The sequence below is a fragment of the Enterobacter cloacae complex sp. CDL013 genome, assembly GCF_049238805.1.
GTDB classification, from domain to species: domain Bacteria; phylum Pseudomonadota; class Gammaproteobacteria; order Enterobacterales; family Enterobacteriaceae; genus Enterobacter; species Enterobacter hormaechei_C.
In genome coordinates this window covers 155,592-181,751 of record NZ_JBMKGT010000001.1, presented here as the reverse complement: position 1 = coordinate 181,751, position 26,160 = coordinate 155,592, and the positions used below count along the sequence as shown (strand labels likewise).

At 52.0% G+C, this 26,160-nt stretch carries 27 protein-coding genes; 14 read left to right on the top strand and 13 right to left on the bottom strand.

The annotated features are described in order from the left end of the window. Positions 1-303: 303 nt before the first annotated feature. The 11 genes from ACOTXD_RS00885 (at position 304) to ACOTXD_RS00835 (ending at position 7,685) form a co-directional block, all read left to right on the top strand. Positions 304-1,602, top strand: coding sequence for an MFS transporter (locus ACOTXD_RS00885; RefSeq protein WP_003862634.1), 1,299 nt, complete (start codon positions 304-306; stop codon positions 1,600-1,602). A gap of 197 nt (positions 1,603-1,799) precedes the next feature. Next, positions 1,800-2,576 carry a transcriptional regulator ExuR gene (gene exuR, locus ACOTXD_RS00880; RefSeq protein WP_003862635.1) on the top strand — a complete coding sequence of 259 codons (777 nt, stop codon included), beginning with the start codon at positions 1,800-1,802 and terminating at the stop codon, positions 2,574-2,576. 342 nt (positions 2,577-2,918) lie between these two features. Further along, positions 2,919-3,581: a DedA family general envelope maintenance protein YqjA gene (gene yqjA / locus ACOTXD_RS00875; protein ID WP_003862638.1), complete on the top strand. Its 663-nt coding sequence runs from the start codon at positions 2,919-2,921 to the stop codon at positions 3,579-3,581. 2 nt (positions 3,582-3,583) lie between these two features. Then, positions 3,584-3,967, top strand: a complete 384-nt coding sequence (gene mzrA, locus ACOTXD_RS00870) for an EnvZ/OmpR regulon moderator MzrA (RefSeq protein WP_003862640.1) — start codon at positions 3,584-3,586, stop codon at positions 3,965-3,967. Between the two features lie 143 nt (positions 3,968-4,110). Next, positions 4,111-4,479: a DUF1090 domain-containing protein gene (locus tag ACOTXD_RS00865; RefSeq protein ID WP_003862642.1), complete on the top strand. Its 369-nt coding sequence runs from the start codon at positions 4,111-4,113 to the stop codon at positions 4,477-4,479. Positions 4,480-4,508: 29 nt separating this feature from the next. Then, the gene (locus ACOTXD_RS00860) at positions 4,509-4,814 is read left to right on the top strand and encodes a DUF883 family protein (protein WP_003862645.1); all 306 of its coding nucleotides are present in this window, start codon (positions 4,509-4,511) and stop codon (positions 4,812-4,814) included. Positions 4,815-4,816: 2 nt separating this feature from the next. Further along, a complete protein-coding gene (locus ACOTXD_RS00855; protein ID WP_003862647.1) occupies positions 4,817-5,215 on the top strand; it encodes a phage holin family protein in 399 nt (132 codons plus the stop codon). Continuing rightward, positions 5,212-5,508 carry a YqjK-like family protein gene (locus ACOTXD_RS00850; protein ID WP_045345571.1) on the top strand — a complete coding sequence of 99 codons (297 nt, stop codon included), beginning with the start codon at positions 5,212-5,214 and terminating at the stop codon, positions 5,506-5,508. Before ACOTXD_RS00855 ends, ACOTXD_RS00850 begins: the two co-directional genes overlap by 4 nt. A 253-nt stretch (positions 5,509-5,761) precedes the next feature. Then, the gene (locus ACOTXD_RS00845; RefSeq protein WP_003862651.1) at positions 5,762-6,154 is read left to right on the top strand and encodes a DoxX family protein; all 393 of its coding nucleotides are present in this window, start codon (positions 5,762-5,764) and stop codon (positions 6,152-6,154) included. 72 nt (positions 6,155-6,226) lie between these two features. Beyond that, a complete protein-coding gene (locus tag ACOTXD_RS00840) occupies positions 6,227-7,213 on the top strand; it encodes a glutathione S-transferase family protein (protein ID WP_061856811.1) in 987 nt (328 codons plus the stop codon). A 106-nt stretch (positions 7,214-7,319) separates the two neighbouring features. Then, the gene (locus tag ACOTXD_RS00835) at positions 7,320-7,685 is read left to right on the top strand and encodes a DUF805 domain-containing protein (protein WP_000384149.1); all 366 of its coding nucleotides are present in this window, start codon (positions 7,320-7,322) and stop codon (positions 7,683-7,685) included. Positions 7,686-7,723: 38 nt separating this feature from the next. On the opposite strand, the gene yhaJ is transcribed toward ACOTXD_RS00835, so the two are convergent. Beyond that, positions 7,724-8,626, bottom strand: a complete 903-nt coding sequence (yhaJ, locus tag ACOTXD_RS00830; protein ID WP_003862655.1) for a DNA-binding transcriptional regulator YhaJ — start codon at positions 8,624-8,626, stop codon at positions 7,724-7,726. Between the two features lie 104 nt (positions 8,627-8,730). On the opposite strand from yhaJ, the gene ACOTXD_RS00825 reads away from it, so the two are divergent. Further along, the gene (locus ACOTXD_RS00825; protein ID WP_003862658.1) at positions 8,731-9,432 is read left to right on the top strand and encodes a pirin family protein; all 702 of its coding nucleotides are present in this window, start codon (positions 8,731-8,733) and stop codon (positions 9,430-9,432) included. A 79-nt stretch (positions 9,433-9,511) separates the two neighbouring features. On the opposite strand, the gene ACOTXD_RS00820 is transcribed toward ACOTXD_RS00825, so the two are convergent. From ACOTXD_RS00820 to ACOTXD_RS00780, 9 genes are all read right to left on the bottom strand, one after another. Next, positions 9,512-10,816: a serine dehydratase subunit alpha family protein gene (locus ACOTXD_RS00820; protein WP_061856810.1), complete on the bottom strand. Its 1,305-nt coding sequence runs from the start codon at positions 10,814-10,816 to the stop codon at positions 9,512-9,514. Positions 10,817-10,836: 20 nt separating this feature from the next. Further along, positions 10,837-12,168: an amino acid permease gene (locus ACOTXD_RS00815; RefSeq protein WP_022649483.1), complete on the bottom strand. Its 1,332-nt coding sequence runs from the start codon at positions 12,166-12,168 to the stop codon at positions 10,837-10,839. 274 nt (positions 12,169-12,442) lie between these two features. Next, positions 12,443-14,737, bottom strand: coding sequence for a formate C-acetyltransferase (pflB, locus tag ACOTXD_RS00810; RefSeq protein ID WP_061856809.1), 2,295 nt, complete (start codon positions 14,735-14,737; stop codon positions 12,443-12,445). Positions 14,738-14,752: 15 nt separating this feature from the next. Further along, positions 14,753-15,961 (bottom strand): propionate kinase, encoded by a 1,209-nt coding sequence (gene tdcD / locus ACOTXD_RS00805; RefSeq protein WP_003862665.1) that lies wholly within the window; start codon positions 15,959-15,961, stop codon positions 14,753-14,755. A 30-nt stretch (positions 15,962-15,991) separates the two neighbouring features. Continuing rightward, complete coding sequence (gene tdcC, locus ACOTXD_RS00800; protein WP_003862666.1) at positions 15,992-17,323, bottom strand: threonine/serine transporter TdcC; 1,332 nt, start codon at positions 17,321-17,323, stop codon at positions 15,992-15,994. Positions 17,324-17,333: 10 nt separating this feature from the next. Continuing rightward, on the bottom strand, positions 17,334-18,323 hold the full coding sequence (gene tdcB, locus ACOTXD_RS00795; protein ID WP_022651901.1) for a bifunctional threonine ammonia-lyase/L-serine ammonia-lyase TdcB: 990 nt from the start codon (positions 18,321-18,323) through the stop codon (positions 17,334-17,336). Positions 18,324-18,419: 96 nt separating this feature from the next. Beyond that, positions 18,420-19,340, bottom strand: a complete 921-nt coding sequence (tdcA, locus tag ACOTXD_RS00790) for a transcriptional regulator TdcA (protein WP_003862670.1) — start codon at positions 19,338-19,340, stop codon at positions 18,420-18,422. Positions 19,341-20,492: 1,152 nt separating this feature from the next. After that, entirely contained in the window at positions 20,493-21,077 is a 585-nt protein-coding gene (locus tag ACOTXD_RS00785) for a HEPN domain-containing protein (RefSeq protein WP_220317083.1), read from the bottom strand. After that, entirely contained in the window at positions 21,064-22,113 is a 1,050-nt protein-coding gene (locus tag ACOTXD_RS00780; RefSeq protein WP_220317084.1) for a DUF262 domain-containing protein, read from the bottom strand. Before ACOTXD_RS00780 ends, ACOTXD_RS00785 begins: the two co-directional genes overlap by 14 nt. Before the next feature lie 457 nt (positions 22,114-22,570). On the opposite strand from ACOTXD_RS00780, the gene ACOTXD_RS00775 reads away from it, so the two are divergent. After that, on the top strand, positions 22,571-23,185 hold the full coding sequence (locus ACOTXD_RS00775) for a recombinase family protein (protein WP_105604601.1): 615 nt from the start codon (positions 22,571-22,573) through the stop codon (positions 23,183-23,185). 16 nt (positions 23,186-23,201) lie between these two features. Here the strand turns inward: ACOTXD_RS00775 and ACOTXD_RS00770 are convergent, their stop codons facing one another. Beyond that, positions 23,202-23,552: a hypothetical protein gene (locus ACOTXD_RS00770; protein WP_048998060.1), complete on the bottom strand. Its 351-nt coding sequence runs from the start codon at positions 23,550-23,552 to the stop codon at positions 23,202-23,204. Between the two features lie 180 nt (positions 23,553-23,732). Here ACOTXD_RS00770 and ACOTXD_RS00765 point away from each other — a divergent pair, with 180 nt between their 5' ends. Continuing rightward, positions 23,733-23,939, top strand: coding sequence for a hypothetical protein (locus ACOTXD_RS00765; protein WP_064179039.1), 207 nt, complete (start codon positions 23,733-23,735; stop codon positions 23,937-23,939). A gap of 46 nt (positions 23,940-23,985) precedes the next feature. Here the strand turns inward: ACOTXD_RS00765 and ACOTXD_RS00760 are convergent, their stop codons facing one another. Further along, complete coding sequence (locus ACOTXD_RS00760) at positions 23,986-24,276, bottom strand: hypothetical protein (protein WP_063155291.1); 291 nt, start codon at positions 24,274-24,276, stop codon at positions 23,986-23,988. 338 nt (positions 24,277-24,614) lie between these two features. After that, positions 24,615-25,880, bottom strand: a complete 1,266-nt coding sequence (locus ACOTXD_RS00755) for a primase-helicase family protein (protein ID WP_227660981.1) — start codon at positions 25,878-25,880, stop codon at positions 24,615-24,617. Between the last annotated feature and the right edge of the window lie 280 nt (positions 25,881-26,160).

The following is a 26,160-nucleotide window of genomic DNA, read 5'->3' as shown; positions in this document are numbered from 1 at the left end:
TGCGCGTGCCGCATAATGTCCCTACAAAGATTCACACTTTTGTGATGTCACTCACCTTTTAAAGTTGTATGACAAGTTATCTTTTCGCCGTCGCAAACTATAAGCCGACGGAATGCATTACCGGTGTTTGACACATCGGATTTAACGGTACGGAAGCCGACTTAGCACGATTACTAATGGCAAGGTTCGGGCCGTTCCGGGACAGGTTCCCGGTTACGCCCCTCCCGTTACAGAACAGCTCCCGGCAACGGTTGAGTTGTTGCCGTGTCCCGACACGGAAATAACATAACGATGAGGTTTTACATGCGTAAAATTAAAGGGTTACGTTGGTACATGATCGCACTGGTGACGCTCGGCACCGTGCTGGGCTACCTGACACGTAACACCGTGGCAGCAGCGGCGCCAACGTTGATGGAAGAGTTACATATCTCCACGCAGCAATACTCTTACATCATTGCGGCTTACTCTGCCGCTTACACCGTAATGCAGCCTGTTGCAGGTTATGTTCTTGATATTCTGGGTACAAAAATTGGTTATGCCTTCTTCGCTGTAGCCTGGGCCGTCTTCTGTGGGGCGACCGCGCTGGCCGGCAGCTGGGGCGGACTGGCGCTGGCGCGTGGTGCGGTAGGTGCTGCCGAAGCGGCGATGATCCCCGCGGGTCTGAAAGCCAGCTCTGAATGGTTCCCGGCAAAAGAGCGTTCTATCGCTGTCGGTTACTTCAACGTGGGCTCCTCCATCGGGGCGATGATTGCTCCGCCACTGGTGGTGTGGGCGATTGTGATGCACAGCTGGCAGATGGCGTTCATCATCTCCGGTGTGCTGAGCTTTGCCTGGGCCATGGCGTGGCTGATTTTCTATAAACACCCGCGCGACCAGAAAAAGCTGTCTGACGAAGAACGTGACTACATTATTAATGGTCAGGAATCCCAGCATCAGACCGACAACGGCAAAAAGATGTCCGTCTGGCAGATCCTGGGCACCCGTCAGTTCTGGGGTATCGCCCTGCCACGCTTCCTGGCAGAACCGGCCTGGGGTACGTTTAACGCCTGGATCCCACTGTTCATGTTTAAAGTTTACGGCTTTAACCTGAAAGAGATCGCGATGTTCGCCTGGATGCCAATGCTGTTTGCAGACCTGGGCTGTATCGTCGGCGGCTACCTGCCACCGCTGTTCCAGCGCTGGTTTGGCGTGAACCTGATTGTGTCCCGTAAGATGGTGGTCACCATGGGCGCCCTGCTGATGATCGGCCCGGGTATGATCGGCCTGTTCACCAGCCCTTACGTGGCTATCGCCCTGCTGTGTATCGGGGGCTTTGCTCACCAGTCTCTGTCCGGTGCGCTGATTACGCTCTCGTCCGACGTGTTTGGTCGTAACGAAGTCGCCACCGCCAACGGCCTGACCGGGATGGCCGCCTGGACCGCAAGTACCCTGTTTGCACTGGTGGTCGGCGCGCTGGCGGATACGATTGGTTTCAGCCCACTGTTCGCGGTACTGGCTGTCTTCGACCTGTTGGGTGCGGTGGTTATCTGGACGGTGCTGAAAAGCAAATCCGCAGATGAACTTGCGAAAGAGTCCCTCGGAGGACCGGCGACGCAGAGTTAGCGTTGTTGTGCCGGGTGGCGGCTCCGCCTTACCCGGCCTACAAAATCCAATAAAATAGTAGGTCGGGTAAGCGTAGCGCCACCCGGCAAGAACGACGCAAAAGCCGCCTCCGGGCGGCTTTTTTGATGGCGAAATCTGGAGACTGGCACGCAAAAGTGGTATAACAAATCATTCGCCGTACCCTGCCTGGAGCGCATATGGAAATCACCGAATCACGTCGTTTATATCAACAACTTGCCGCCGAGCTGAAAGATCGCATCGAGCAAGGGGTCTATCTTGTCGGTGATAAACTTCCCGCTGAGCGTTTCATTGCGGATGAAAAAAGCGTCAGCCGCACGGTGGTCCGCGAAGCCATCATCATGCTGGAAGTGGAAGGGTATGTTGAGGTACGCAAAGGTTCCGGCATTCATGTGATTTCCAGCCAGGCGAAACACTCCCCCACCCCGGACGAAAGTCTGGAGTTTGCCAGCTACGGTCCGTTTGAGCTTCTCCAGGCTCGCCAGCTGATTGAAAGCAACATTGCGGAATTTGCTGCGACGCAGGTGACCAAGCAGGACATCATGAAGCTGATGGAAATCCAGGATCACGCGCGTAAAGAAAAATGTTTCCGCGATTCTGAATGGGACCTGCAATTCCACGTCCAGGTCGCCCTTGCGACTCAGAACACGGCGCTGGCGGCAATCGTTGAAAAAATGTGGACTCAGCGCGTTCACAACCCGTACTGGAAGAAATTGCACGATCACATTGATTCCCGCACGGTAGATAACTGGTGTGACGATCACGACCAGATTCTTAAAGCCCTGATTCGTAAAGATCCGCATGCGGCGAAACTGGCAATGTGGCAGCATCTGGAGAACACCAAACAGATGCTGTTTAATGAAACAAGTGATGACTTTGAATTTAACGCTGACCGCTATCTTTTTGCCGATAATCCGGTCGTTCACCTCGATACCGCGACCAATCTCGCAAAATAACGCCCCGAACTGCTGGCAGGCGCACCGCCGCGCCTTCCGGCCAGACAGGGTAAGAAAACCTATATAGTGTCAGCCTTTGTAAAATTTCTCGCTCCCCTCCGTGGCTTACGCCAAAATCGTGTTTCCCCTCAAATTCTGTGACGCAGAACGTCGGGCTTTGTTACAATTGGATTCACTTCGTTATTTTGTAAGTTAGTGCTTGCTAACCAGCCAATTAACAGGGAACAGTGTTGGCCACACATCAATGTGTCCGCGAGCGACCATAATGAAATCATAACAATGTCGCCGTGCTGTATTTCCCGAATTACAGGCGTGACGTTAACCGATTTCCAGGAACACTGAATGGAACTTTTGACCCAACTACTGAACGCCCTCTGGGCTCAGGATTTCGAAACGCTGGCCAACCCGTCCATGATTGGCATGCTCTACTTTGTATTATTTATGATCCTGTTCCTTGAGAACGGTCTGCTGCCTGCTGCCTTTTTACCGGGCGACAGCCTGCTGGTACTGGTCGGGGTGCTTTGTGCAAAAGGGGCGATGGCTTTCCCGCAAACGGTCCTGCTTTTAACCATTGCCGCCAGCCTGGGCTGCTGGGTGAGTTACATTCAGGGGCGATGGCTGGGTAACACGCGAATCGTTCAGAACTGGCTTTCGCACCTTCCGGCCCATTACCACCAGCGAGCGCACCACCTTTTCCATAAGCATGGGCTTTCCGCCTTGCTGATCGGCCGCTTTATCGCATTCGTACGCACCCTACTGCCCACCATTGCGGGCCTGTCCGGCCTGAGCAGCACGCGCTTCCAGTTCTTTAACTGGATGAGCGGCTTGCTGTGGGTGCTGATCCTGACCACGCTCGGCTACGCGCTGGGTAAAACGCCGGTCTTTATGAAATACGAAGACCAACTGATGTCTTGCCTGATGCTGCTGCCCGTCGTTCTGCTGGTGTTTGGCCTGGTCGGGTCCCTGGTCGTACTGTGGAAGAAGAAATACGGGGCCAGGGGTTAACGATGGTTATCTCCCCGCTCGCGCTGCGCCGCTTCTCTTACGCCATCGTCGCGCTGATGATGTTCAGCGCTCTTATCCTGCTGTGGTCTGCGCTACAGCATCAGGAGTCGACGCTGGCTATCCGTCCTGTGAGCCAGGGAACCAGCGTGCCGGATGGTTTTTCCATCTGGCATCATCTCGACGCAAACGGGATTCGCTTTAAGAGCATCACGCCGCAAGACGATGTGCTGCTGATAAAATTTGACTCCAGTGCGCAAAGCGCCGCGGCGAAAGCCGTGCTGGACCGCACGCTGCCGCAGGGTTACATCATTGCGCAACAGGATGATGACAGCCACGTCGCCTCCTGGATGTCACGGTTACGCGACACGTCGCATCGATTTGGTTAACGACTAATATTCCGAATATTTTCACCTACTTTGGTGAAACTCCCGTTTACTTACTATGCTTAAGTACGCGGAGCACCCCTCAGATGTTCTCCGCTTAGTTCTGGAACACGGCTTACGCCGTAACACAATGGAAGGTTTCTATAATGAAATACCGCATCACCCTGGCTCTGGCCCTTTTTTCTTTAAGCACAGCTTCCTTCGCTATGTCTCTTTGTCAGGAGAAAGAACAGGATATCCAACGCGAAATCAGTTATGCCGAAAAGCATAACAATCAGCACCGGATCGACGGACTGAAAAAAGCGTTGCGCGAAGTGAAAGACAACTGTACGGACAGCAAGCTGCGTGCCGATCATCAGGAAAAAATCGCTGAACAGAAGGACGAGATAGCCGAGCGCCGTCAAGACCTGCAAGAAGCGAAAGAGAAAGGTGATGCGGAAAAAATTGCCAAGCGCGAGAGGAAGTTGCAAGAGGCGCAGGACGAACTGAAAGCGCTGGAAGCTCGCGATTATTGAGTTAACGGAAATCTCAACAGGAGAGAATCATGTCAAAAGATACAACTTCAGAAAATCTGCGCGCTGAACTGAAATCCCTGGCGGACACCCTGGAAGAGGTGCTGAACTCTTCTGCCGATAAATCGAAAGAAGAAGTCAGCAAACTGCGCAGCAAAGCGGAGCAGGCACTGAAAGAGAGCCGTTACCGTCTGGGTGAAACCGGTGATGCGCTGGCGAAACAGACCCGCGAAGCGGCTGCGCGCGCAGACGAATATGTACGTGATAATCCATGGACGGGTGTGGGTATTGGCGCCGCAGTGGGTGTGGTGCTGGGTGTCCTGCTGACGCGTCGTTGATTATGGAAGATCCACGTCACGCACAAGGGCCTGCTAAAAACGTCCTCGGCATTGGCCAGCGTATTCTTACGACGCTGGTCGGGATTGCCGAAACGCGCGTCCGGCTTGCGGTAGTGGAGCTGGAAGAGGAGAAAGCCAACCTCTTCCAGATGCTGCTCATGCTTGGGCTTACGATGCTCTTTGCCGCGTTTGGTCTGATGAGCCTGATGGTGTTAATCATCTGGGCTATCGATCCACAGTATCGTCTGAACGCGATGATTGCGACTACCGTGGTTCTGCTGGTGGCGGCGCTGATAGGCGGTATCTGGACCCTGCATAAAGCGCGCACGTCGACCTTCCTGCGTCATACGCGCCAGGAGCTGGCCAACGACCGCGCCCTGCTGGAGGATGATAAGTCGTGAGCGACAAAGCCGAACGTCAAAAGCGGAAAGCGTATCTGTTGAGCCAAATCCAGCAGCAGCGACTGGATCTGTCTGCCAGCCGTCGCGACTGGGTTGAAGCCACGCATCGGTTTGACCGCGGCTGGAAAACGGTCCTGAGCCTGCGTTCATGGGCGCTGGTCGGCAGCAGCGTGATGGCGATCTGGTCGGTTCGGCATCCTAACATGCTGATCCGCTGGGCACGTCGCGGCTTTGGCGCCTGGAGCGCCTGGCGTCTGGTGAAAACCACGCTGCGACAGCAGCAGTTGCGGTGAAAAAAGCAAAACGGTAACCCTGGTTACCGTTTTTTGTTTTTGCCCCCTCTCCCTGTGGGAGAGGGATGGGGTGAGGGCACCAGCCCGCACGCTCCCTTACTCAATATCTTTGAAGAAGATTAACAGTTTTCCTTGCTAACAATTGCCATCCGCCCCGTTTACACTCCTCTCCATCGACAGCAAAGACGCGGTATCTACCCGAATTTGCACGCAAATAACGTTTAGCCGCTGATGTGGTTCCCTGGAGAGTAAAATGAAAAAATTAGAAGATGTTGGTGTACTGGTAGCGCGTATTCTGATGCCAATTCTGTTCATCACCGCAGGCTGGGGCAAAATTACCGGCTATGCGGGCACTCAGCAGTATATGGAAGCGATGGGCGTGCCGGGGTTCCTGCTGCCACTGACCATTCTGCTTGAGTTCGGCGGCGGCCTGGCAGTGCTGTTCGGTTTCCTGACCCGCACCACGGCGCTGTTCACCGCAGGCTTTACCCTGCTGACCGCGTTCATCTTCCACAGCAACTTTGCGGAAGGCGTGAACTCCCTGATGTTCATGAAAAACCTGACCATCGCGGGTGGCTTCCTGCTGCTGGCTATCACGGGCCCGGGCGCCTACAGCATCGACCGTCTTCTGAATAAGAAGTGGTAAGCACGCTATACTGATTACATTCAAAGCGAGGAGACATCTCCTCGCTTTTGCTATCTGACGGAGGAGAAAAAAATGGGACAACTCGTAGACGGCGTCTGGCAGGATGTCTGGTATGACACCAAATCCACCGGTGGACGCTTTAAGCGCTCTGTTTCGGCCTTCCGTAACTGGCTGACCGCCGACGGCGCACCCGGCCCGAGCGGCGAAGGCGGCTTCGCGGCGGAGAAAGATCGTTATCATCTGTACGTTTCTCTCGCCTGTCCGTGGGCGCACCGCACGCTGATTGTGCGCAAGCTTAAAGGCCTCGAATCGTTAATTCCGGTTTCGGTGGTCAACCCGCTGATGCTGGAAAACGGCTGGACGTTCGACAGTGACTTCCCTGCCGCGACGGGTGATGAGCTTTATCATCACGATTTCCTGTATCAGCTCTATCTGCGCGCCGATCCGCACTACACCGGACGCGTAACGGTGCCGGTGCTGTGGGACAAGAAAAACCAGACGATCGTCAGCAATGAATCCGCTGAAATCATTCGCATGTTCAATACCGCGTTTGACGCGCACGGCGCCCGCGCCGGGGATTACTACCCGGTTGAGTTGCGCGAGAAAATTGACGAGCTGAACGGCTGGATCTACGACAACGTCAACAACGGCGTCTATAAAGCGGGCTTTGCCACCAGTCAGGAAGCGTACGACGAAGCGGTCGGCAACGTGTTTGGATCCCTGGAGCGCCTGGAGCAGATCCTCGGCCAGCATCGTTATTTAACGGGCGATCGCCTCACTGAAGCAGACATCCGCCTGTGGACGACGCTGGTCCGCTTCGATCCGGTGTATGTCACCCACTTCAAGTGCGACAAGCATCGCATCAGCGATTATCTGAACCTGCACGGTTTCCTGCGCGACATCTATCAGATGCCGGGGATTGCGAAGACGGTCAATTTTGACCATATTCGCACCCATTATTTCCGCAGTCATAAGACCATCAACCCAACGGGCATTATCTCCATTGGCCCGTGGCAGGACCTGGATGAACCGCACGGGCGCGACGTGCGTTTCGGATAATTATTTAGGGAATCAATTGATTCCCTTTTTTAATTCACAGCATACATCTATCCTTACCTCGATCGCTTAGAAAACAAGTGATTGACTGATTAAGAGGCAAGGAAAAATGGACTGGTATTTAAAGGTACTGCGCAACTATTTTGGTTTTGGTGGCCGTGCCCGCCGTAAAGAGTACTGGATGTTCGTTCTGGTGAACTTCGTCCTGATTATGGTACTGGGCATTGTGGACAAGATCCTCGGCTGGGAACGCGAGGGGGGTGAAGGCATTCTCACCACCATTTATGGTGTGTTAGTTCTGCTGCCTTCATGGGCCGTACTGTTTCGTCGTCTCCACGACACCGATCGTTCGGCGTGGTGGCTGCTGTTGCTGTTGATCCCGCTTATCGGCTGGATCGTGATTTTGATTTTCAACTGTCAGAGCGGAACGCCGGGCGAAAACCGCTTTGGTCCGGATCCTAAGGCAAGCGCGTAAATTCTGCCCGGTGGCGCTTACGCTTACCGGGCCTACGCTTATTTGTTGTGGTGGGCAAAGAGCTTGGGAATTTCACGCAAACACCACGATTTGGCTTCGCCCATGCTATCGCGACGCCACGCCATAATAATATCCACTTCGCTGGTGTATTCCGGGCTGACGACGCGCAGCCGCCCTTCTGCAATGTCCTTTTCGACAAACGGGTACGGCATAGTCGCCACGCCCAGCCCCGCCAGGAGCGCCTGACGCTTATCTTCCAGCGACGTTACCGTCAGTCGCGGCTGTTTATCCAGCAACTGTACCGTTAACACCGGGCGCTCTCGGGCGGTATCCGCGACCGCCACGCCGCGGTATTTCACGCGCGTGACCTCAGAGAGCGGCTCCGGCTCCTGATGGATAGGGTGATCCGGCGCGGCGACGTAGACGTTCATCACGCTGTAGAGCTTGCGCGAATTGATTTCTGACGATGAGCGGAAATGCATGTCTGGCGCAATCACGATATCCGCCCTGCCCGTCTCAAGACGCTCCCATGCCCCGGCCAGCACCTCGGTGATGATCGACAGCTGGGTATTGGCTTTCGCGGCCAGTCTGTCCACCAGCGGAAACAGCGCTTCGGTGGGCACCAGCGCTTCGGTCACTAACGTCAGATGGGTTTCCCAGCCGCGGGCCAGCGCTTCGGCATCGGTCGTCAGCTTATCCGCCGCTTCCAGCAATACGCGGCCGCGCTCCAGCAGCATCCGCCCAACGTTGGTGAATTTTGTTCGATGACCGGAGCGATCGAAGAGCACAACATCCAGCTCCTCTTCCAGCTTTTGCATGGTGTAGCTCAGCGCAGACGGAACGCGCCCCAGTTCATCTGCCGCCGCGGCAAAACTGCCGCGCCTGTCAATCGCGTCCATGACGCGAAGCGCCTCAAGCGTCAATGCTCTCTCTTTAGCCATCTCGTTCTCATTCAGGAAATTTGAACATACCAGGCAGAATATCTGGCTAACAATGCAGCGTCCATACCTTTACCATTGATTTAGTGTAAAGAGAGGTCAAGTTTATGATTACGACAAGAACAGCGAAACAGTGCGGACAAGCCGATTTCGGTTGGTTGCAGGCCCGCTACACCTTTTCCTTTGGACACTACTTTGACCCTAAACTCCTCGGTTACGCTTCACTGCGTGTATTGAATCAGGAGGTGCTCGCCCCGGGCGCGTCCTTCCAGCCGCGCACGTACCCGAAAGTCGATATCCTGAACCTGATCCTGGAAGGCGAGGCAGAATACCGCGATAGCGAGGGCAATCATGTCCAGGCGAAGGCTGGCGAGGCGCTGTTAATTTCTACTCAGCCAGGTATTAGCTACAGTGAGCATAACCTCAGCAAAGACAAAACGCTGACCCGCATGCAGCTGTGGCTGGATGCCTGTCCGGAGCGGGAAAATCCGCTGGTGCAAAAGATCGATCTGAAGGGCGATCAACAGCAGCTGATTGCCTCGCCGGACGGCAGCAAAGGCAGCTTGCAGTTACGCCAGCAGGTGTGGCTGCACCATATCGAACTGAAAAAAGGTGAACAGGCGAGCTTCCAGCTTCATGGCCCGCGAGCCTATTTGCAGTCCATTCACGGAACGGTGCATGCGGTCACGCATACGGAAGAGAAAGAAGCGCTCACCTGCGGTGACGGGGCGTTTATTCGTGACGAAGCTAATATCACTCTGGTTGCCGATACGCCGCTGCGCGCGCTGTTGATTGATTTGCCGGTTTAAGATCAACACGCCCCTCGCTCGATCGGTTCCCTCTCCCTATGGGAGAGGGTTAGGGTGAGGGGTAACGGGTTGGATTAAATCACAACACCTTACTCGCCATAATCTCAATGATCTGCCGGTCCGTCGCCTGCATTGAGCGGCACGCCAGGGCGCACAGGTTAGAGATCGACTGTTCCACGTCGTGCGCCACAATCCCCTCGTTACCCGTCACCGCAGTATCATCCAGCGCCATCATCACGGCTTTCCAGGCGCTGGTGACGCTGGTCGAGACCTTCATTGCACAGCTGTTAGAAGCCCCATCGCAGATCACCCCGCTCACGTCGCCGATCATACTGCCGATCGCCATGGCAATGGTCTGGTAAGATCCGCCCATCAGCCACGCCATCCCCGCCGCTGCCCCCATTCCGGCGGTTGTCGCCGCGCACAACGCGGACAAGCGCGGAAGCTGGTAATGGATATAGATAGCCGACAAATGCGAGAGCATCAGCGCCCGCGCCAGCCGTTCGTCATCAGCCTGAACGTGCTCAGCCACCACCACTACCGGCATGGTGGCGGTGATGCCCTGATTCCCGGAACCCGAGTTGCTCATCGCTGGCAGCGTCGCGCCTCCCATGCGGGCATCCGAGGCTGCGCTGGTGCGGATAATAATGTCTGATCCCAGATCCTGCGCCATCCAGCCGCGTGCGCGTTGTTTATTGAGCGTCGCGCCAATATGCAGCCCCCAGTTACCACGCAAACCTTCGCGGGAGAGCGCATCGTTCAGCCGCCCCGCATCGAGGATAAAGCGGATCGCGTCGAACGGCACCTGCTCCACAAACTCAAGGATCTGCGACAGCGTGGTGGTCGAGAGCACCGCCAGCGGATCGTCGTTGTTCTGGCTCTGACGATCGTCAAGCCTGAAGCACGTTTCGCCCTGACAAACTACCTCCACCACGCGAGTGTGCCCGCCAGCGATAGTCACCATCGCCGAGGATTCACCGGCGTAAACGCAGGCGCGTGAATAAAGGATCTCATCGCACGGCTCCTGCAATTTTACCTGCACCAGACCCGCGTTCAGCAGTGCTTTGGCGCGCGTTAGCGCCTCGGCCGACGCGTCTTTCAACACCTCCAGCCCGGCGTGTGCATTACCGCCTGTCGCCCCCAGCGCGGCCGCGATGGGTAAACCGACCATACCGGTTCCGGGCACCGTTACGCCAAGCCCGTTTTTCATCAGGTTCGGCGATACCCACGCCTCGATACGCGTTACCTCACCGGAAAGCTGTCCGGCAGCCATCGCACACGCCAGCGCCAGCGAGACGGGTTCGGTACAGCCCAGCGCAGGCTTTACCTCTTCCTGCACGGCGCGAATAAAATGGTTCCATAAAGGATTAATTTGCTCAGACATCGTTACGACCTTATTTAACCTCATGAGAAGGCGAGGAAAGGAGAAACACAAAGCAGCAGCCCGGTAATTACGATAATTACCAGCGATACGCCTTTATATTTATGAAGTGCGGGCACTTTGTAGACCAGCCACGCCGGAATTAAGCAGCCCACCATCCCGAAAATAGGGCTACAGATGGAGGTGAAGCTCAGCACCGGCGCGTTTAATACAATCGCGCTCCAGGCCAGCAGGATGGCGAACAGCATAATCCCGCGCTGGACGGCATTTTCATTGATTTTTTCCGCCGGCATTTTGCGGCGCAGGATGTTCATCACGATGCCCTGCGTCGCCTCACGAAAGCCGAGATAGACGCCAAAGAACGCGGTCATCACGGCGAAAATGTTGAGGATCACGCTGACGATTTTGACCCAGCCCGCACCGTCACCGCTGATGAACTGTGCTGCGATTGCCAGGGCGGAAATATTCTGCTCGTAGGCTTTTACCGCCTCGTCGTGCCCCATCGCCAGCGTGAAGGAGACCGCGTAGAAAAAGACCGTCACAAACAGCACGCCAAAGGCGATATTCATTGCCCGCAGCGCTTTATGACGCGCCACCTCTACGGATTTTTCCCGTGAACGATAGGAAATCACCATCGGGCTTAAAGTCTGAATAAACAGAATGGAGGTTAAGGTGAAAGGCAGCGTAATAATGGCGTTTTTAATCAGCAGCCCCATCGGCGGCAGCATACCGACGTTGGCTAAATGCCAGAGGCCAATCATCGAAAGACCCAGCGCCGCCACTACAAATAATTTGGTCAGCACCATCAGGCTGGAGACTTTAAACAGCAGTTTTTCACCGCGCGACGAGATAGCGACCAGAATGCAGATCAGGAATAAGCCATAGAACGGATTTTCCGACAGCAAACCGTCGGTTACGCCGAAGGTGTGCAAATAGGAGGCGCTGTCGTTGGTGATAGCCGTGGAATAGACAAACATCCAGATCACCAGCATCACGAAATAAAGCGCACCCAATAAGATGCCCCAGTTTTTACCTAAATAACCGCTAATGACGCTCGGGTAATCTTTGCATTCCGGTGATTCCGCCAGCGTATTAATAAACAGGCGCTGGAACAGGTACATAGCCGGATAACCAATTATCGACGAGAGTAAAAACACCCACAGCCCCATTAACCCGACCTGCACCGGAAGAAAAACGATGCCCGCGCCGATAGCCATCCCGATACTCATGATGACCCAGCCCGTATCGGTGCTGTCAAATTTGATCGCCTCTCGCCATTCGCTTTCGCTCATTCCCGCCCGCCTTGCCGCAGGGGAATCACTCACAATCACACTGCTGTTTGTTGCCATATTCATTGGGCACTCGCTTATTTTGTAGGGTAACTGGTTGTTTTTATAAGGTTCCGACCGCCAGCGATTGCGAGTCAGAGGGTGCAGGTGTGAGTTATTGATATGGGGAGATCATATCCGGAGAGCGGGAGAAAAAAGTCACAAGTTTTATAGGGATTTCATAAGGCGCGAGGAAAATATTACTTCTGAACAGCAGAAAAGAGAGTGAGTTTTCTAAAATCGACCGAGTTCACAAAATTAAAAGCCTCCTCATTAGAGGAGGCTGAAGATGGAGCCTGCATTACATCGCCTGCGTAAACGTCCTCGAAATCACATCCTGCTGCTGCTCGCGCGTCAGAGCATTAAACCGCACCGCATAGCCTGAAACGCGGATCGTCAGGTTCGGATAATTCTCCGGATGGGCGATGGCATCCAGCAGCATCTCCCTGTTCATCACGTTGACGTTCAGGTGCTGACCGCCCTCAATGGTCGCTTCGTGGTGGAAGTATCCGTCCAGCAGCCCGACAAGGTTGGTTTTGCGCACCGGCTCGTCCTTGCCCAGTGCCTGCGGCACGATGGAGAAGGTGTAGGAAATCCCGTCTTTGGCATAGGTGAACGGCAGCTTGGCGACCGAGGTTAACGACGCCACCGCCCCTTTTCTGTCGCGCCCGTGCATCGGGTTGGCGCCAGGCGCAAACGGCGTGCCGCCGCGTCGTCCGTCCGGCGTGTTCCCGGTCTTCTGGCCGTAAACCACGTTGGAGGTGATGGTCAGGATCGACTGCGTCGGTACCGCGTTGCGGTACGTCGGCAGCGCCTGGATTTTCTTCATAAAGCGCTCAACCAGATCGCAGGCGATACTGTCCACACGATCGTCGTTGTTGCCGTACTGCGGATAGTCGCCTTCGATGATGAAATCGACCGCCAGACCAGTGTGGTCGCGTACCGGTTTTACCGTGGCGTATTTGATGGCCGACAGGGAATCCGCCGCCACCGACAGCCCGGCAATGCCGCAGGCCATGGTGCGGTAGACGTCCCGGTCGTGCAGCGCCATCAGCGAGGCTTCGTAGCTGTATTTATCATGCATATAGTGAATGAGATTCAGCGCGCTGATGTACTGTACCGCCAGCCAGTCCATGAAGTGATCGAGGCTCGCCATTACGGTGTCGTAATCCAGTACCTCATCCAGCAGCGGCTCGGTTTTAGGACCGACCTGGATCTTCAGCTTCTCATCCACCCCGCCGTTGATTGCGTACAGCAGCGTTTTCGCAAGGTTGGCGCGTGCGCCGAAGAACTGCATCTGCTTGCCGATCACCATCGGGCTGACGCAGCAGGCAATGGCGTAGTCGTCGCTGTTGAAGTCGGTGCGCATCAGATCGTCGTTCTCGTATTGCAGCGAGGAGGTGACGATCGACACCTGTGCGGCGTATTTCTTGAACGCGATCGGCAGTTTTTCGGACCAGAGGATCGTCAGGTTTGGCTCCGGCGCAGGCCCCATGGTGTGCAGGGTATGCAGGTAGCGGAAGCTGTTTTTAGTCACCAGCGTGCGCCCGTCCAGCCCCATGCCGCCAATCACTTCCGTGGCCCAGGTCGGATCGCCGGAGAAGAGCGTGTCGAACTCCGGCGTGCGCAGGAAGCGCACCATGCGGATCTTCATGATGAAGTGGTCGATCAGCTCCTGGGCCTGCACCTCATTCAGCCGCCCAGCCTGCATGTCGCGTTCGATGTAGATATCGAGGAACGAGGCCGTGCGCCCCAGCGACATGGCTCCGCCGTTCTGGGATTTCACTGCGGCAAGGTAGGCAAAGTAGACCCACTGCACCGCTTCCTGCGCATTCATCGCCGGACGTGAAATGTCAAAGCCATAGTTCGCCGCCATCTGCTGGATCTGGAGCAACGCACGTTTATGCTCCGCCAGCTCCTCGCGCAGGCGGATCGTGGCCTCCAGTTCTTCTCCGCGCTCCAGTTTCCCCTGGAGATCGGCGAACTGAAGTTCACGCTCGCGCACCAGATAGCTGATGCCGTACAGCGCCACGCGGCGGTAGTCGCCGATGATGCGTCCGCGCCCGTAGCCGTCCGGCAGACCGGTCAGTACCCCCGATTTGCGGCAGCGCATCATCTCCGGGGAGTAAACGTCAAACACGCCCTGGTTGTGGGTTTTGCGCAGGTCTGTGAAGAGATATTCAAACTGCGGATCCATCTCGCGACCGTAGGCTTCGAACGAGCTGCGGATCATGTTGATCCCGCCGTACGGATGCAGGGCGCGCTTGAGCGGCTTGTCGGTTTGCAGGCCGACGATCGTCTCCAGCTCCTGATCAATATAGCCCGGCCCGTGCGCGGTAATGGTAGTGGCGATGTTGGTGTCGAAATCCACCGGAGCGTGGGTGGCATTCTCCTGACGAATGCCGACCATCACCTTCTGCCACAGCGCCGTCGTTGCTGGCGTCGCCTGCGCGAGGAAAGCTTCATCGCCTTCATAAGGGGTGTAGTTATGCTGAATAAAATCGCGCACGTTGATGGCGTTTTTCCATTCTTCACCACGAAACCCGGCCCATGCGTCGCTGTAAGGCGCGACGCCCGTATCGATTGTTACTTTCATCAGATTCTCGCTTTATCAGGCGTAAGCCGCAGCCGGAGTAACCTTCCCAAGACGGAGGGCGTCCAGCGCGATCATTTTTTCTTCATTGGTAGGGATCACCGCGCAGGCCGCGCGGGACGACTCGGTGGAGATCACGCGCTCGCCCGCGCTGCCCGGCAGGGCATTTTTGGACTCGTCGAGGATGATGCCAAACACCTTCAGATGCTCCGCCACCAGCGCGCGGATAAGCACGGAGTTCTCACCGATCCCGCCGGTAAACACCACGCCATCCAGACGGTGCAGGGACGCGGCATGACCGGCGATATGCCGCGCAATCCGGTGGACAAAGGTCTTTATTGCCAGCCGCGCCCGCTCGTTGCCGTCATGCCAGGCTTTCTCCAGCGCGCGCAAATCGGAGGAGATACCGGAGATCCCCAGCAGCCCGGACTCTTTGTTGACCACGCGCTCCAGATCCTCGAACGACTGGCCGGTCTGCCGGGCAATCCACGCCATCGCGCCAAAATCCACGTCTCCGCAGCGCGTGCCCATCACCAGTCCTTCAAGCGGCGTCATCCCCATGGACGTGTCCACGCTTACGCCGTTACGCACCGCGCAGATGGACGCCCCGTTGCCGAGATGGGCAATCACCAGGCCGCTGTCATCGGGAGAGAGCCCGAAAAGCGCGTGCGCCTGCGCCGACACATAGCGGTGAGAGGTGCCATGGAAACCGTAGCGGCGCACGCCCAGCTCTTCAAAATAGCGGTACGGCAAGCCGTACAGATACGCCTGCGGCGGCATGGTCTGGTGGAAGCTGGTATCAAATACCGCCACCTGCTGCACGCCGGGGAACAGGCGCTCGGCGGCTTCCACGCCGCTCAGGTTGGCGTAGTTATGCAGCGGCGCCAGCGGGGAGACCTGGCGGATCTGCGCCATCACCTCTTCCGTGATCAGGGTCGACTCGCTGAAGAGGTCACCGCCGTGGGCAATGCGATGGCCAATCAAAGCCACGCTGCCCATCAGGTTGCGTTTCTCCAGCTCCAGGGCAATGGCGGCCAGCGCCCCTTCGTAGTCCTGGTGAGCCAGTCTGACCGGCTCACCCCCATTCACGGAAATAAAGGCTTTTTCTGTGTTGATGCCGTCCGCAATGCCCGTCATCAGGGCATCGCAGCCTGCGGCGTCCAGCACCGAGAACTTAACAGAGGACGATCCGCAGTTAATGACCAGTACTACCGGAAACTCAATCATGGTATGGCTCCGCTCTTCCTGAGCTTTGGTTTAAAACAGTTTGTACACGATGTTCAGAATGGTCAGCAGTCCGACCACGGTTACGAAGATGTTCTCGGTCCGGCCTTTGTATTTCGCCAGCGCCGGTGCCTTGCGGATGGCGTACATCGGCAGCAGGCACAGCAGAGAGGCGATAATTGGCGCGCCCATGGCTTCAATGAGGTCCAGAATGTTCGGGTTGGCGTAGGCCACAATCCAGGTGGAGCCCATGATGAAGACCATGCTGATGGTGTTCAGCTTGCCGACGGAGACGTTCTTCTTGTCGCCCTTGTAGCCGAACTTGATGATCAGGCCGTTCAGCCCCTCCAGCGTGCCCAGATAGTGGCCGAAGAAGGATTTAAAGATAGCGACCAGCGCGATGATGGACGCGCCGTACTCCAGCACGGTGGCGAACGTGGATTTACTGCCTGACATCGACGCAAAGTGGTTCGCCAGGTAAGAGAGCACCGGAATGTTCTGCGCTTTGGCGTCCGCCATGTTCTGCGGAGAGAGTGTAAACAGGCAGCTAAAGGCGAAGAACATCACCACCGCCACCATCAGCAGGCTGGCGCGACCGATGATTTTGGAACATTTCTGCTCGGTAAACTCTTTCCCGAACTCCGGTTCGTACTCTTCGCGCTTGGAGACCACAAACGAGGAGACGATAGGCGAGAAGTTGAAGGAGAAGACCATGATGGAGATCCCCAGCCACACCGTGACCAGAATGCCGTCATGACCGGTGAAGGCGATATCGCTCAGGTTAACCTGGTCGATCACCGCCGAGTTCCAGTACGGGATCAGCGAGAGAGAAATCAACACCAGGCTGGCGATGAACGGGAACACCAGGTAGCTCATCACTTTCACCATCAGGTCTTTACCGAACCAGATAACAAAGGCCATCAGCAGCAGCAGGAACAGCGCCACCACGCCGCGGTTCAGGGCGGGCATCTGGAGCTGGTTTTCCCAGAAGGTCATAAAGGTGTTGGTAATGGTGACGCCGTAAATCCACAGCAGCGGGCAAATGGCAAAGAAGTAGAGGAAGGTGATTACCACCCCGCCGGTCTTACCAAAATGCTCCTCCACCGTTTCGGTGATGTTGCCGGAGACGTTACTGCCGGACAAACACAGACGCGCCAGCGCGCGGTGGCAGTAAAAGGCAATCGGGAACGCGAGTACCAGCATCAGCAGGATGGGGATCAAGCCGCCAAAGCCTGCACGGATAGGGAAGAACAGCACGCCTGCGCCAATGGCGGTACCAAACAGGCCGAGCGTCCAGGTGGTATCAGATTTACGCCAGGAGGACGTTTTTGTCTGGCCAACGATAATGCTTTCTGTGTTGCTCATAAGTCATCCTTTATGCGTCAACGAAGCCGGTAATTTGGGAAACACGGGAGAGATCGATATTGCCGCCGGAAATAATGCAGACGGTTTTACGGCCCTGGATATAGTGGTCCAGCTTGCCGCTTAATAACGCCGCGCACGCCAGTGCGCCAGCACCTTCCGTGACCACTTTATTTCGCTGAATAAGCGCGATCATGCTGTTGCGAATCTCGTCTTCGCTGACCAGCACAATGTCATCGACTAATTCACGAACAATTTCGAAGGTTAAATTACCCGGGCGAGACACATCGCAACCGTCTGCTAATGTGCCGGTAATGCGGTGGTTCGTTATTTCACCGGCCTGATACGATGCCGCCATTCCGTGCACGTTTTCAGACTGCACGCCGATAATATTGATAGTTGGGTTGATGGATTTAATTGCTGTCGCAATACCGGCAATTAAACCGCCGCCGCCGATGGGGACAATCACGTTATCCACGTCATATAAATCTTCGAGGATTTCCAGGCCGATGGTGCCCTGACCGGCGATCACTTTCGGATCGTCGTAAGGCGGGATAAAAATGCGCCCTTCCATCTCGACGATTTCGCTCACTTTGGCGATGGTGTCGTTAAAGTTCTCGCCGTGTAGCACCACTTCGGCAGAGTAGTCGCGCGTGGCGGCAACCTTGGATTTCGGCGCGCCCATCGGCATCACTACTTTGCCGTCGATGCCGAGCATGGCGCAGGAGAGAGAGACCCCCTGCGCGTGGTTCCCTGCGGAACAGGCCACCACGCCCTTGCGTTTTTCCGCATCGGTCAGTGAGCTTAATTTATTAAACGCCCCACGTATTTTAAACGAACCGGTACGCTGCATATTTTCAAATTTCAGGAATATCTCACCCTTACACCGTTCGCTCAGATAATTTGAGCGCGGCATACCGGTTTTATAGATCTTTCCCGCCAGTCTTTTTCTGGCGTCCTGAATATCTTCAATGGTCACCGGGAGATCGTAAGTAATGTGCATAATATCCTCGTTATAATAATTCATTGTTTTCAGGCAAGGTCAGGGTAACAGAGCGTTAAAAAGCGTCGCTCCGGGTGTTTTAAATCATCATTATTTCTATCGTCGTTTTTCGGTATTCATCGACGAATATTGTTTTGCCAGTTCAACTAATACTGACGCCGATTTTTTAATACTGTAATTTTTTGACCACACGGCGGCATAACGCGCCACGGGTAATTCATCTTCCACCGGCAGGACAATGAACTGGTCCGAGCCGAATGGCGCAATCATGTCACGGGGGATCACCGTCAGGTAATCGGCATTGAGGACAAGGTTATAGATGGTGACGACGGAATCGGTCTGGACGATGTTTTCAATGCTGATGTGGTTGTCTTGCAGGGTGGTCAGAAGTTCGTTGTAGTAGCCCATATCGGTTTGCGGCATCACCCACTGCTCGTGCGTGAGCGATGCCAGTCTGGTCGGGCCGGTGCACGTTCGTGATTTACTCGCCACCAGCACAAACTCGGATTCAAACAGTGGCTCAACGTGAAGATCCTGAAGCTGCATCCCGTCGCTCAGCGTACCGATGGCGAAATCCAGCCGGCCATCGCGAATGGCGGGCAGGAATGAAGAGAGCTGCGCTTCATACATTGAGACGCGTGCCTTCGGGAACACTTCCTTGAATTTTTTGATCATCCCGGACAGGAAGGTGAAGCCAATCAGCGACGGATAGCCGAAGGAGACGTCCATGACGGTACTGAAACTGAGGCTGTTGATCTCGCTTACCATGTTTTTCATTTCGCGGGTGATCGACTCAGCGTAGGACAGCAGCACCTGACCGGCAGCAGTGAGTTTTACGCCGGTGTTTTTACGCACCATCACTTCCACCCCAAAGTAAGATTCGATGTCGCTGATGATTTTGCTGACGGCAGGTTGCGTCAGCCCCAGTTGTCTTGCAGCAGAACCTATGGAGCCACTTTTGATGACTTCCTGAAATACCACGAGGTGCTGAGTTTTCGGTAGAATAATAGTATTCATAATATTCTGCGCTTATTTCCCTATGACGCAGCGGATTCTACCCAATATTGTTTCAGGGGGTATGTGCTGTTACTCACAATTTGCCAGGACGCTCTGTTTTCAGTCGCACCAGAAAACTATTTATATCTTTATAAATCAAAGATTTATCACAATAAAAATACGCATTTACGCTGACATTGATCAATAAAAAACGCGGTAATAAATTTATTTTATGGCAATAACCAGCGTGAATTTTTTTGCCTTAAAAATATTAATAAAGGCTATCTTTCAGGCAATTAAAGATTAATAAAACACCATTATTCCTTTAAAACATTTTTGTGGTTTATCAACTTTACCAGGAGTATTTATTCACTTTCCGGTTAAAGAGTGGGATATATCACACATTCACCAGAAGAATGTTTTTAGATTCAATATTAAATTATCAAATGAATAACATTCGGCATCACTGACTAAACATTTACAACATCTGCTCAACACTAAATTTTTCTAATTTTATAGCGTTAAATTTTGTGATTACGATCATGCGCAGCAGATGAGAGGAACACGCAGCCGAACAAATAGTGAAACGTGCTTAGCGTCGCAAAATTGAGAATTGATGTCGTTTGGCGCTTCGCTTACCCGACCTGCAACCTTCAGAAAGCAAAAACCCCGCCGAAGCGGGGTTTCGTAAGAAGTTGAAGCTGACCGATAAGTCAGCTTTGTATCCCATTTCATCAGACACCAGAGGCGGTGGAATGCGGGTTGTAGCCCATAATGTATCCCATTCCGTATCTCATTTGAAGAAATTAGAACAATTTTACTTGAACTGATAATTAGTTTGCAGAAATATTAAAACGTACAAACACGTTGATGTTATAGATATAGCATTTAACGATGCAGTAGAACTGGAAAAAGATTGTATACTGTCCCGCAGAAGACCATTCCGAAAACCTAACATGATTAAATACACAATCCAGCCCATGCATTGCGAGTATCTCCATACCCATATGAAATATGCATTAGTTTATTTCACCAAGCTTCAATCGCAGCCAAGATATACTTAAAACCCCGTAGCCAGATCATTCAAACATTAAGACAAGGGATTAATCATAAAAAAGCAGAGCCATAATACAAAATGGCCCTACTGCGTTTACGCTTAAACGGTAAGTTAATCTATTCGCTATCAAAGACTGCTTTATCAATAGCCATCATATACTTCAACAACAAATCAATATAACCATTTATATCTGCAAGACTGATATCATTCGCATGATCATTATGATGAATAATGTTATTTCTTTTTGTTACTATGGTATTAACAATATCTTTGTGAGAATTAAAATCGCTTGAGGTCACGAGATTAATACCAAAGTAAGAAAATGCCTTAATCGTTTTATAAGGGTTTCCAGATAAACCATCTGAAATTTCGCCTTTATCAACTGTCAAATCAGCATCACTATATTTTAAATCTTGCTCTTTAAACCCTTTTTTGTTGATCCGCCAAACTAAGAAGTTATGGGGTAAACAAGCACTTTTAATTCTATTATTTATCTTTTCACAATGCCATGCAGCCACGTCAGTCAAATAAGACTCAAGATATGTGCAAAGAGTAATAAGATATGACTTAACAAAAAAATTCACATTTTTGTTAAAAAATTCATTCTCATTCGCTATGATATTTCGCTCTGTGTCTGTAATAACCTCCTTTAATGATAAAAATAACGAACGATATCTTTCATAGCATTCAGTATTTTCCATCTATAATATCCTTGAGGATTTTGACCCAACTCTCTCTACGTCTATTTACAGAGGCTTTATTTTGCAACCCGCCAGACAAAGTTCTTTTAAATTCAGCGCTTGAGCAAAGATCGTTATAACCACGGCGGATAACTTCGGCTTTTTGATTTACGATATCATCACTCAACTTTCCAATTGTTGGCATTAAAATATCATAATGAACCAATCCTTTTCTTTTCCTTTTTACTGTAGGATTAGTAAATACATCATCCCCAAAAATTTTCTCACACTTTGCCAAGGATGATTTAAACTTTTCCCTCATTAAATTTAATTCATCGGCTGTACTTTTTGAGAGAGTTTCCATCTGATTATCTAAAAAGTCTTTTAAAGTATTATCAAAGTCTTTGAAGAAATCGTCTTCATAGAATGCAAAGAACCGCAACACCTGCTCATCCGGCTCTCGGCTATCTCTTTTAGCTGTTGTGGCTTCTGCCAAGCCAAAATTGCTAATCGCATCAATCTTGCCTAATTCTTCTAACAAATCATCAAATCCACCAGGATATAACGCATGTCTTATTTCCTGGTCAGACAGTTTAACAGCACCTTGGTTAAGCCTTGAGAAAATCTCTCTAATGAGAGACTTAGAATTCTCTTTCCTCAGAACAATACACCTTATCGTTGTTGACTCAAGTTCCGGACGTAATGAACCTAACTCAGAAAACTTCTTGCCCTCTAATTCTTTAAATGTTGTCATCCCTTCTAAGGCAAATTCATCATCTAAAAATTTCTGAATGGTCGTTAGTCGCTGAACTCCATCAATAACAATATGATTACCATCATCATCCTCAGCAAAATAACAAGAAGGTAGCGGTATACGCATTAAGCAAGATTCAATAAACTTTGAAGACCTAAGCCATCCGTCCTGATCCCATTTGTATTTACGTTGAAAGTCTGGATTTAATATTAGTTTAACAGGATTAGATTTCATCCTGGAACATAATGTCTCAAAAGGATAATCTATAGGGAATAAATTTAAAGTCTTATCATCATTAGCCATACAAAAGTCCTTGAAAGTACTAAATCGGAAAAAATCGGCAACCCTAAATAGCAGTGTTTACCATTTTTAATGCCGTCCGTCAAAAATTATGCAGAACTTATTGATATCCCTCGCAATTTCACTCTTAGCTGGCGAAATGATGAGGTACATAGCCAAAGCCGATCACTTTGACACCTACCCACAGAGCGGAATATATCTCTGATAGTATGAGATACGATCAAGTAGCTTTTGGATATCCACTGGCACAATTGGAGAAGATGCTAAGCACAATGTTTTTCGCCCTCCCATGTATTGCTGGCAAGCGTCCCAAATATCAGTGAGATGATATCTCTTTTGGGTATACCTCACTGACAACGTGATATTTAGTATCAATAGGGTGTTGGTAGTATAGAATTGATAACGTTTCATGTGTGCTGTATACTTTGAGTGTTGAAGTAAAACCTCAAAGAGACAAAAGATGAACGTCCTAATTTATGCACGAGCCTCTACCAGAGAACAAGATTCCACACGTGCTGTCCCGGCGTTGCGTGAGTTTGCAAGGGAGCGTGGTTGGGCTATCAGTAAGGAATATGTCGAGAATGCTTCCGGGGCTTCCCTTGAACGTCCTCAGCTATCGCTGTTGCTTGATGAGGCTAACAATGGGGATTTGTTGCTGGTGGAGTCTATTGACCGCCTGAGTCGTCTGGAGGCTGTCCAATGGGAAAGTTTGAAGCGTACCATCCAAGATAAGGGACTGAAGCTGGTAGTGGTGGATTTACCCACCTCGTGGAAAATGCTTCAAGGGGATAAATCGTCATCTGTGGTGGATGGCATTATGGCAGCAGTAAATAACATGCTGATCGATATGCTGGCTACTATGGCCCGTCAGGATTATGAGACTCGACGTGCACGTCAAAAGCAAGGTATCGAGAAAGCAAAAGAGGCTGGTGTGTATGTCGGTAAAGCTAAGGATGAAAGGGCGCGGGAGGTTGTTAAATCTTTACTCAGTGCAGGACACAAACCCGCTAAAGTAATGGAACTGGCTGGAGTATCACGCGCCACTTTTTACCGCATCAAGAAGGAAATGGCGTGATTGCTCACGCCTAATTTTAAGCCTCAGAACACAAACTAAGCGTATAGATAGCGGTCTGCCCGTCGTTGTTAGTTGGGCGCATAACGAAAACAGGATCACTCCCGTTGTCAATGTAAGTAACCGCTATTCCACCGTCTGGGGTGGCGTACATCTTCGCAATACTTTTCTCTCCAATGAAACCCAGCCGCCAGGTTTTACCACCCATGCTCACTTTCATGCTTTTGTCCTGAACATCAAGACGAGTCTCGACTGAGGATTTTTGGCTACCAGAATCGATCTGCCCTTCCTGGATCGCCTTACAGGTGAACGTGGTTGCACTTGAGGCGAAGGGGAGAACGATCAGCGCCGCGAGAATCAATCTTTTCATGGTCTTCCTTTTTGCTGTGAGTTAGGTATTCATCGGGAGTCATTATAAAACCATCAATTGATAAAAACGATCGATTTGCATTGAATTGATCGATTAAATTGATCAATTTTGAAACTATAATCCCTATGCACAGTTGTTGGGAGCGATGGGTTTTGACAACGGAATCAAAGGAGAAAGTTTGTGACAAGAGTAATATTGGCGATATCAGGGCTATTGTTCTCGCAGTTTGTGGCAGCAGAGCAGATCACAATGTCCGATCCTCAGCAGGAAACGACGGAGAGCGGGAAAACGCTATGCACGTATCAGAACAGCAATTACCTCTTCACCTACGTAACTAAGGGGAAATGTCCGTATACCAAAACCTTTCAAACCGATGATGCAAAGTAAGTGCACAGCAATGTGATGAAAACGCCACTCCTGCCGTACATTTTTATCAATCACAAGTGCCTGTAGAGGCAATAAACCGCCCATCTTCAATACGCCAGCGCCACGCTCGGTTTCCACTCACGTTCAGATAGAACTCTTCCAGATCGTAATTAATCGGCTCACGCGATTCTGCTGGTAGGATTACATCGTTCAGATCCTGCTGCAAAACCAAGAAACCAGGAACTACCTCTACGAAAGGCAATCCCTCCCATTCGTTGTAAACACCGTTTATAGCGCCTGTTGGTGCACCCAACGCTCTTAACTGAGCATCAATTTCAGAGTTTTTTTGTCTTGCCATAGATAAAGTCTCCGGCGCTCTACTGCGCCATTTGGGGGAATGATGAATCCTGTCCGACATTCCTCGGATCAGGGGATAGATAAGTTTTTTTAATTTCGCGTTTACACGAAGTTGTTAAGCAAACATGCGTTTTCGTCGTGGTGGCGACCTTCGCCATTAGCCAAGGTGCCACGCATAACGAACGGTTGGACACGTGTTATGTTCCAACTGGGTTGTCACAGTCTTAATGAATAAGAAAAAAAGATTTAGGGCCGTTAGGGACGCTTGCCCCGTTTAGGCCTTATTTCCCAAGGGCTGGGATAGTACGGCTCTATTTTGTCAGGGCCGTTTTAGGGCTGTTATGCAGCTTCGATCTGAGGGTAGTATTTCGACAGATACCATTCACGGGCGTGTCCCTTATCCATGTCAGAATGATACCAAAGCGCACCCTTTGTTAACGGAGTGTCCTTAAATCGAGTGAGTGTGAATAATCTTGCGCTGGTATAACCGTGTTTACTTAGCCAATCCGTTGCTTCATTGTCCCGACTAAATGCCGGACAACCTTCACGAAAAGCATTGAAAGAGAACACTTGGTGGCTTTCGGTGAATACTGCCGCTTCTGACTCTGCCGGGGAGACACTTGCCTGTTTCATCCGTTCCAACGCTGCGCTGTGTGGTGGTCGGTATGGATTGAAGTCACTGAGATCGTATTGCATGAACCAACGATAGACGGCCTCCAGCCCGCCAGCTTCTAACCAGTCGCTAAGGCGTGCGATGAATGCTGCTGTTTCATCGTGATCCACTTGGTGCTTAATGAAGTGTGTCGCATAGTGCCGGCGGTCGTTATCGTCAACTTCTATTGGCGTTGGACTGTTGCTAAACGTCATGAATCGCGTGTATGTCGCTACCTTACGGGCATTCTCGTACAACGGTCTAATGTCCACTGTTGGTTCGGTCTGTATAGACTTCAGTGATTCTGCAACTCGGCGGCTTGCTTTCGGAGGATCATCGAAAACAATTATCAGATTATCGGCTAACGCGCCGTTATGTTTTTCGGTTAGTTGGGAGTAGCTCGAATAATGCTTTGTTTGCCCCGCCAGCAGCGGTGAAAGTATTTTCTGGAAGAGAAATCCTTTGCCCGTGCCGGTATCAGATGGGATCACAAGATGCCATGTTGGACGCTCTTCTGGGCGCTGGAAACAGTGAGCTAACCAAGCGCAGACGTTGGCGCGATCGTCTCCATCAGGGAACATCCTCACCAAGTATTCAAACCATGGTGTAAGGATGTCTACTGGAGACTTGTCACTGGAGAATTTGCGAAATGTATTAAGAATCCCATCGTCAGAAAGGCCAGACGGCAACGCCGGATTGAAGATACTTTGGGCAATGTATGGAAGTGTTCGAAATACAACGGACTGCCATAGTGGATTCCATGAGTTCCCTGAAAAACGAGCGTAATGTACCGCAAGGGAATCGAGACTATGATCGGTGCCTGTGTTGATGTTGCGCAACTTAACGCCACCAGGCAGTGAAATCAGGGCGTATCCCTGGCTACGCAGGTGAAGCGAGAAGGCTTCAACTGGGGGTGGGGGTGTGGCTGTGTGTGTGGTCGTCTCTTGTGTCATAGGTGTCGTGCTCCTGTGCGTCGTATAAAAGTTTAATAATCTGTGCTGCGCGTGAACGGTGTTCGCGCGTATTGTCCAGCCATTGTTCAATGTCTTTTGGAACGATTAATTGCATGGCTTAGCATCCTGTTTTTGAAGGCTTTTCATAAAGCAAGTGGTCGTAGTACGCCCATGCTGTCCCGTAGTAAACGGCGAGATTTCGGAGGTACGTTAGGAAGCGTTCCCAGCTTAGGTAGGGCCAGATCTCCAGAGCGAACTCATAAAGTTGCGTGGTTACTGC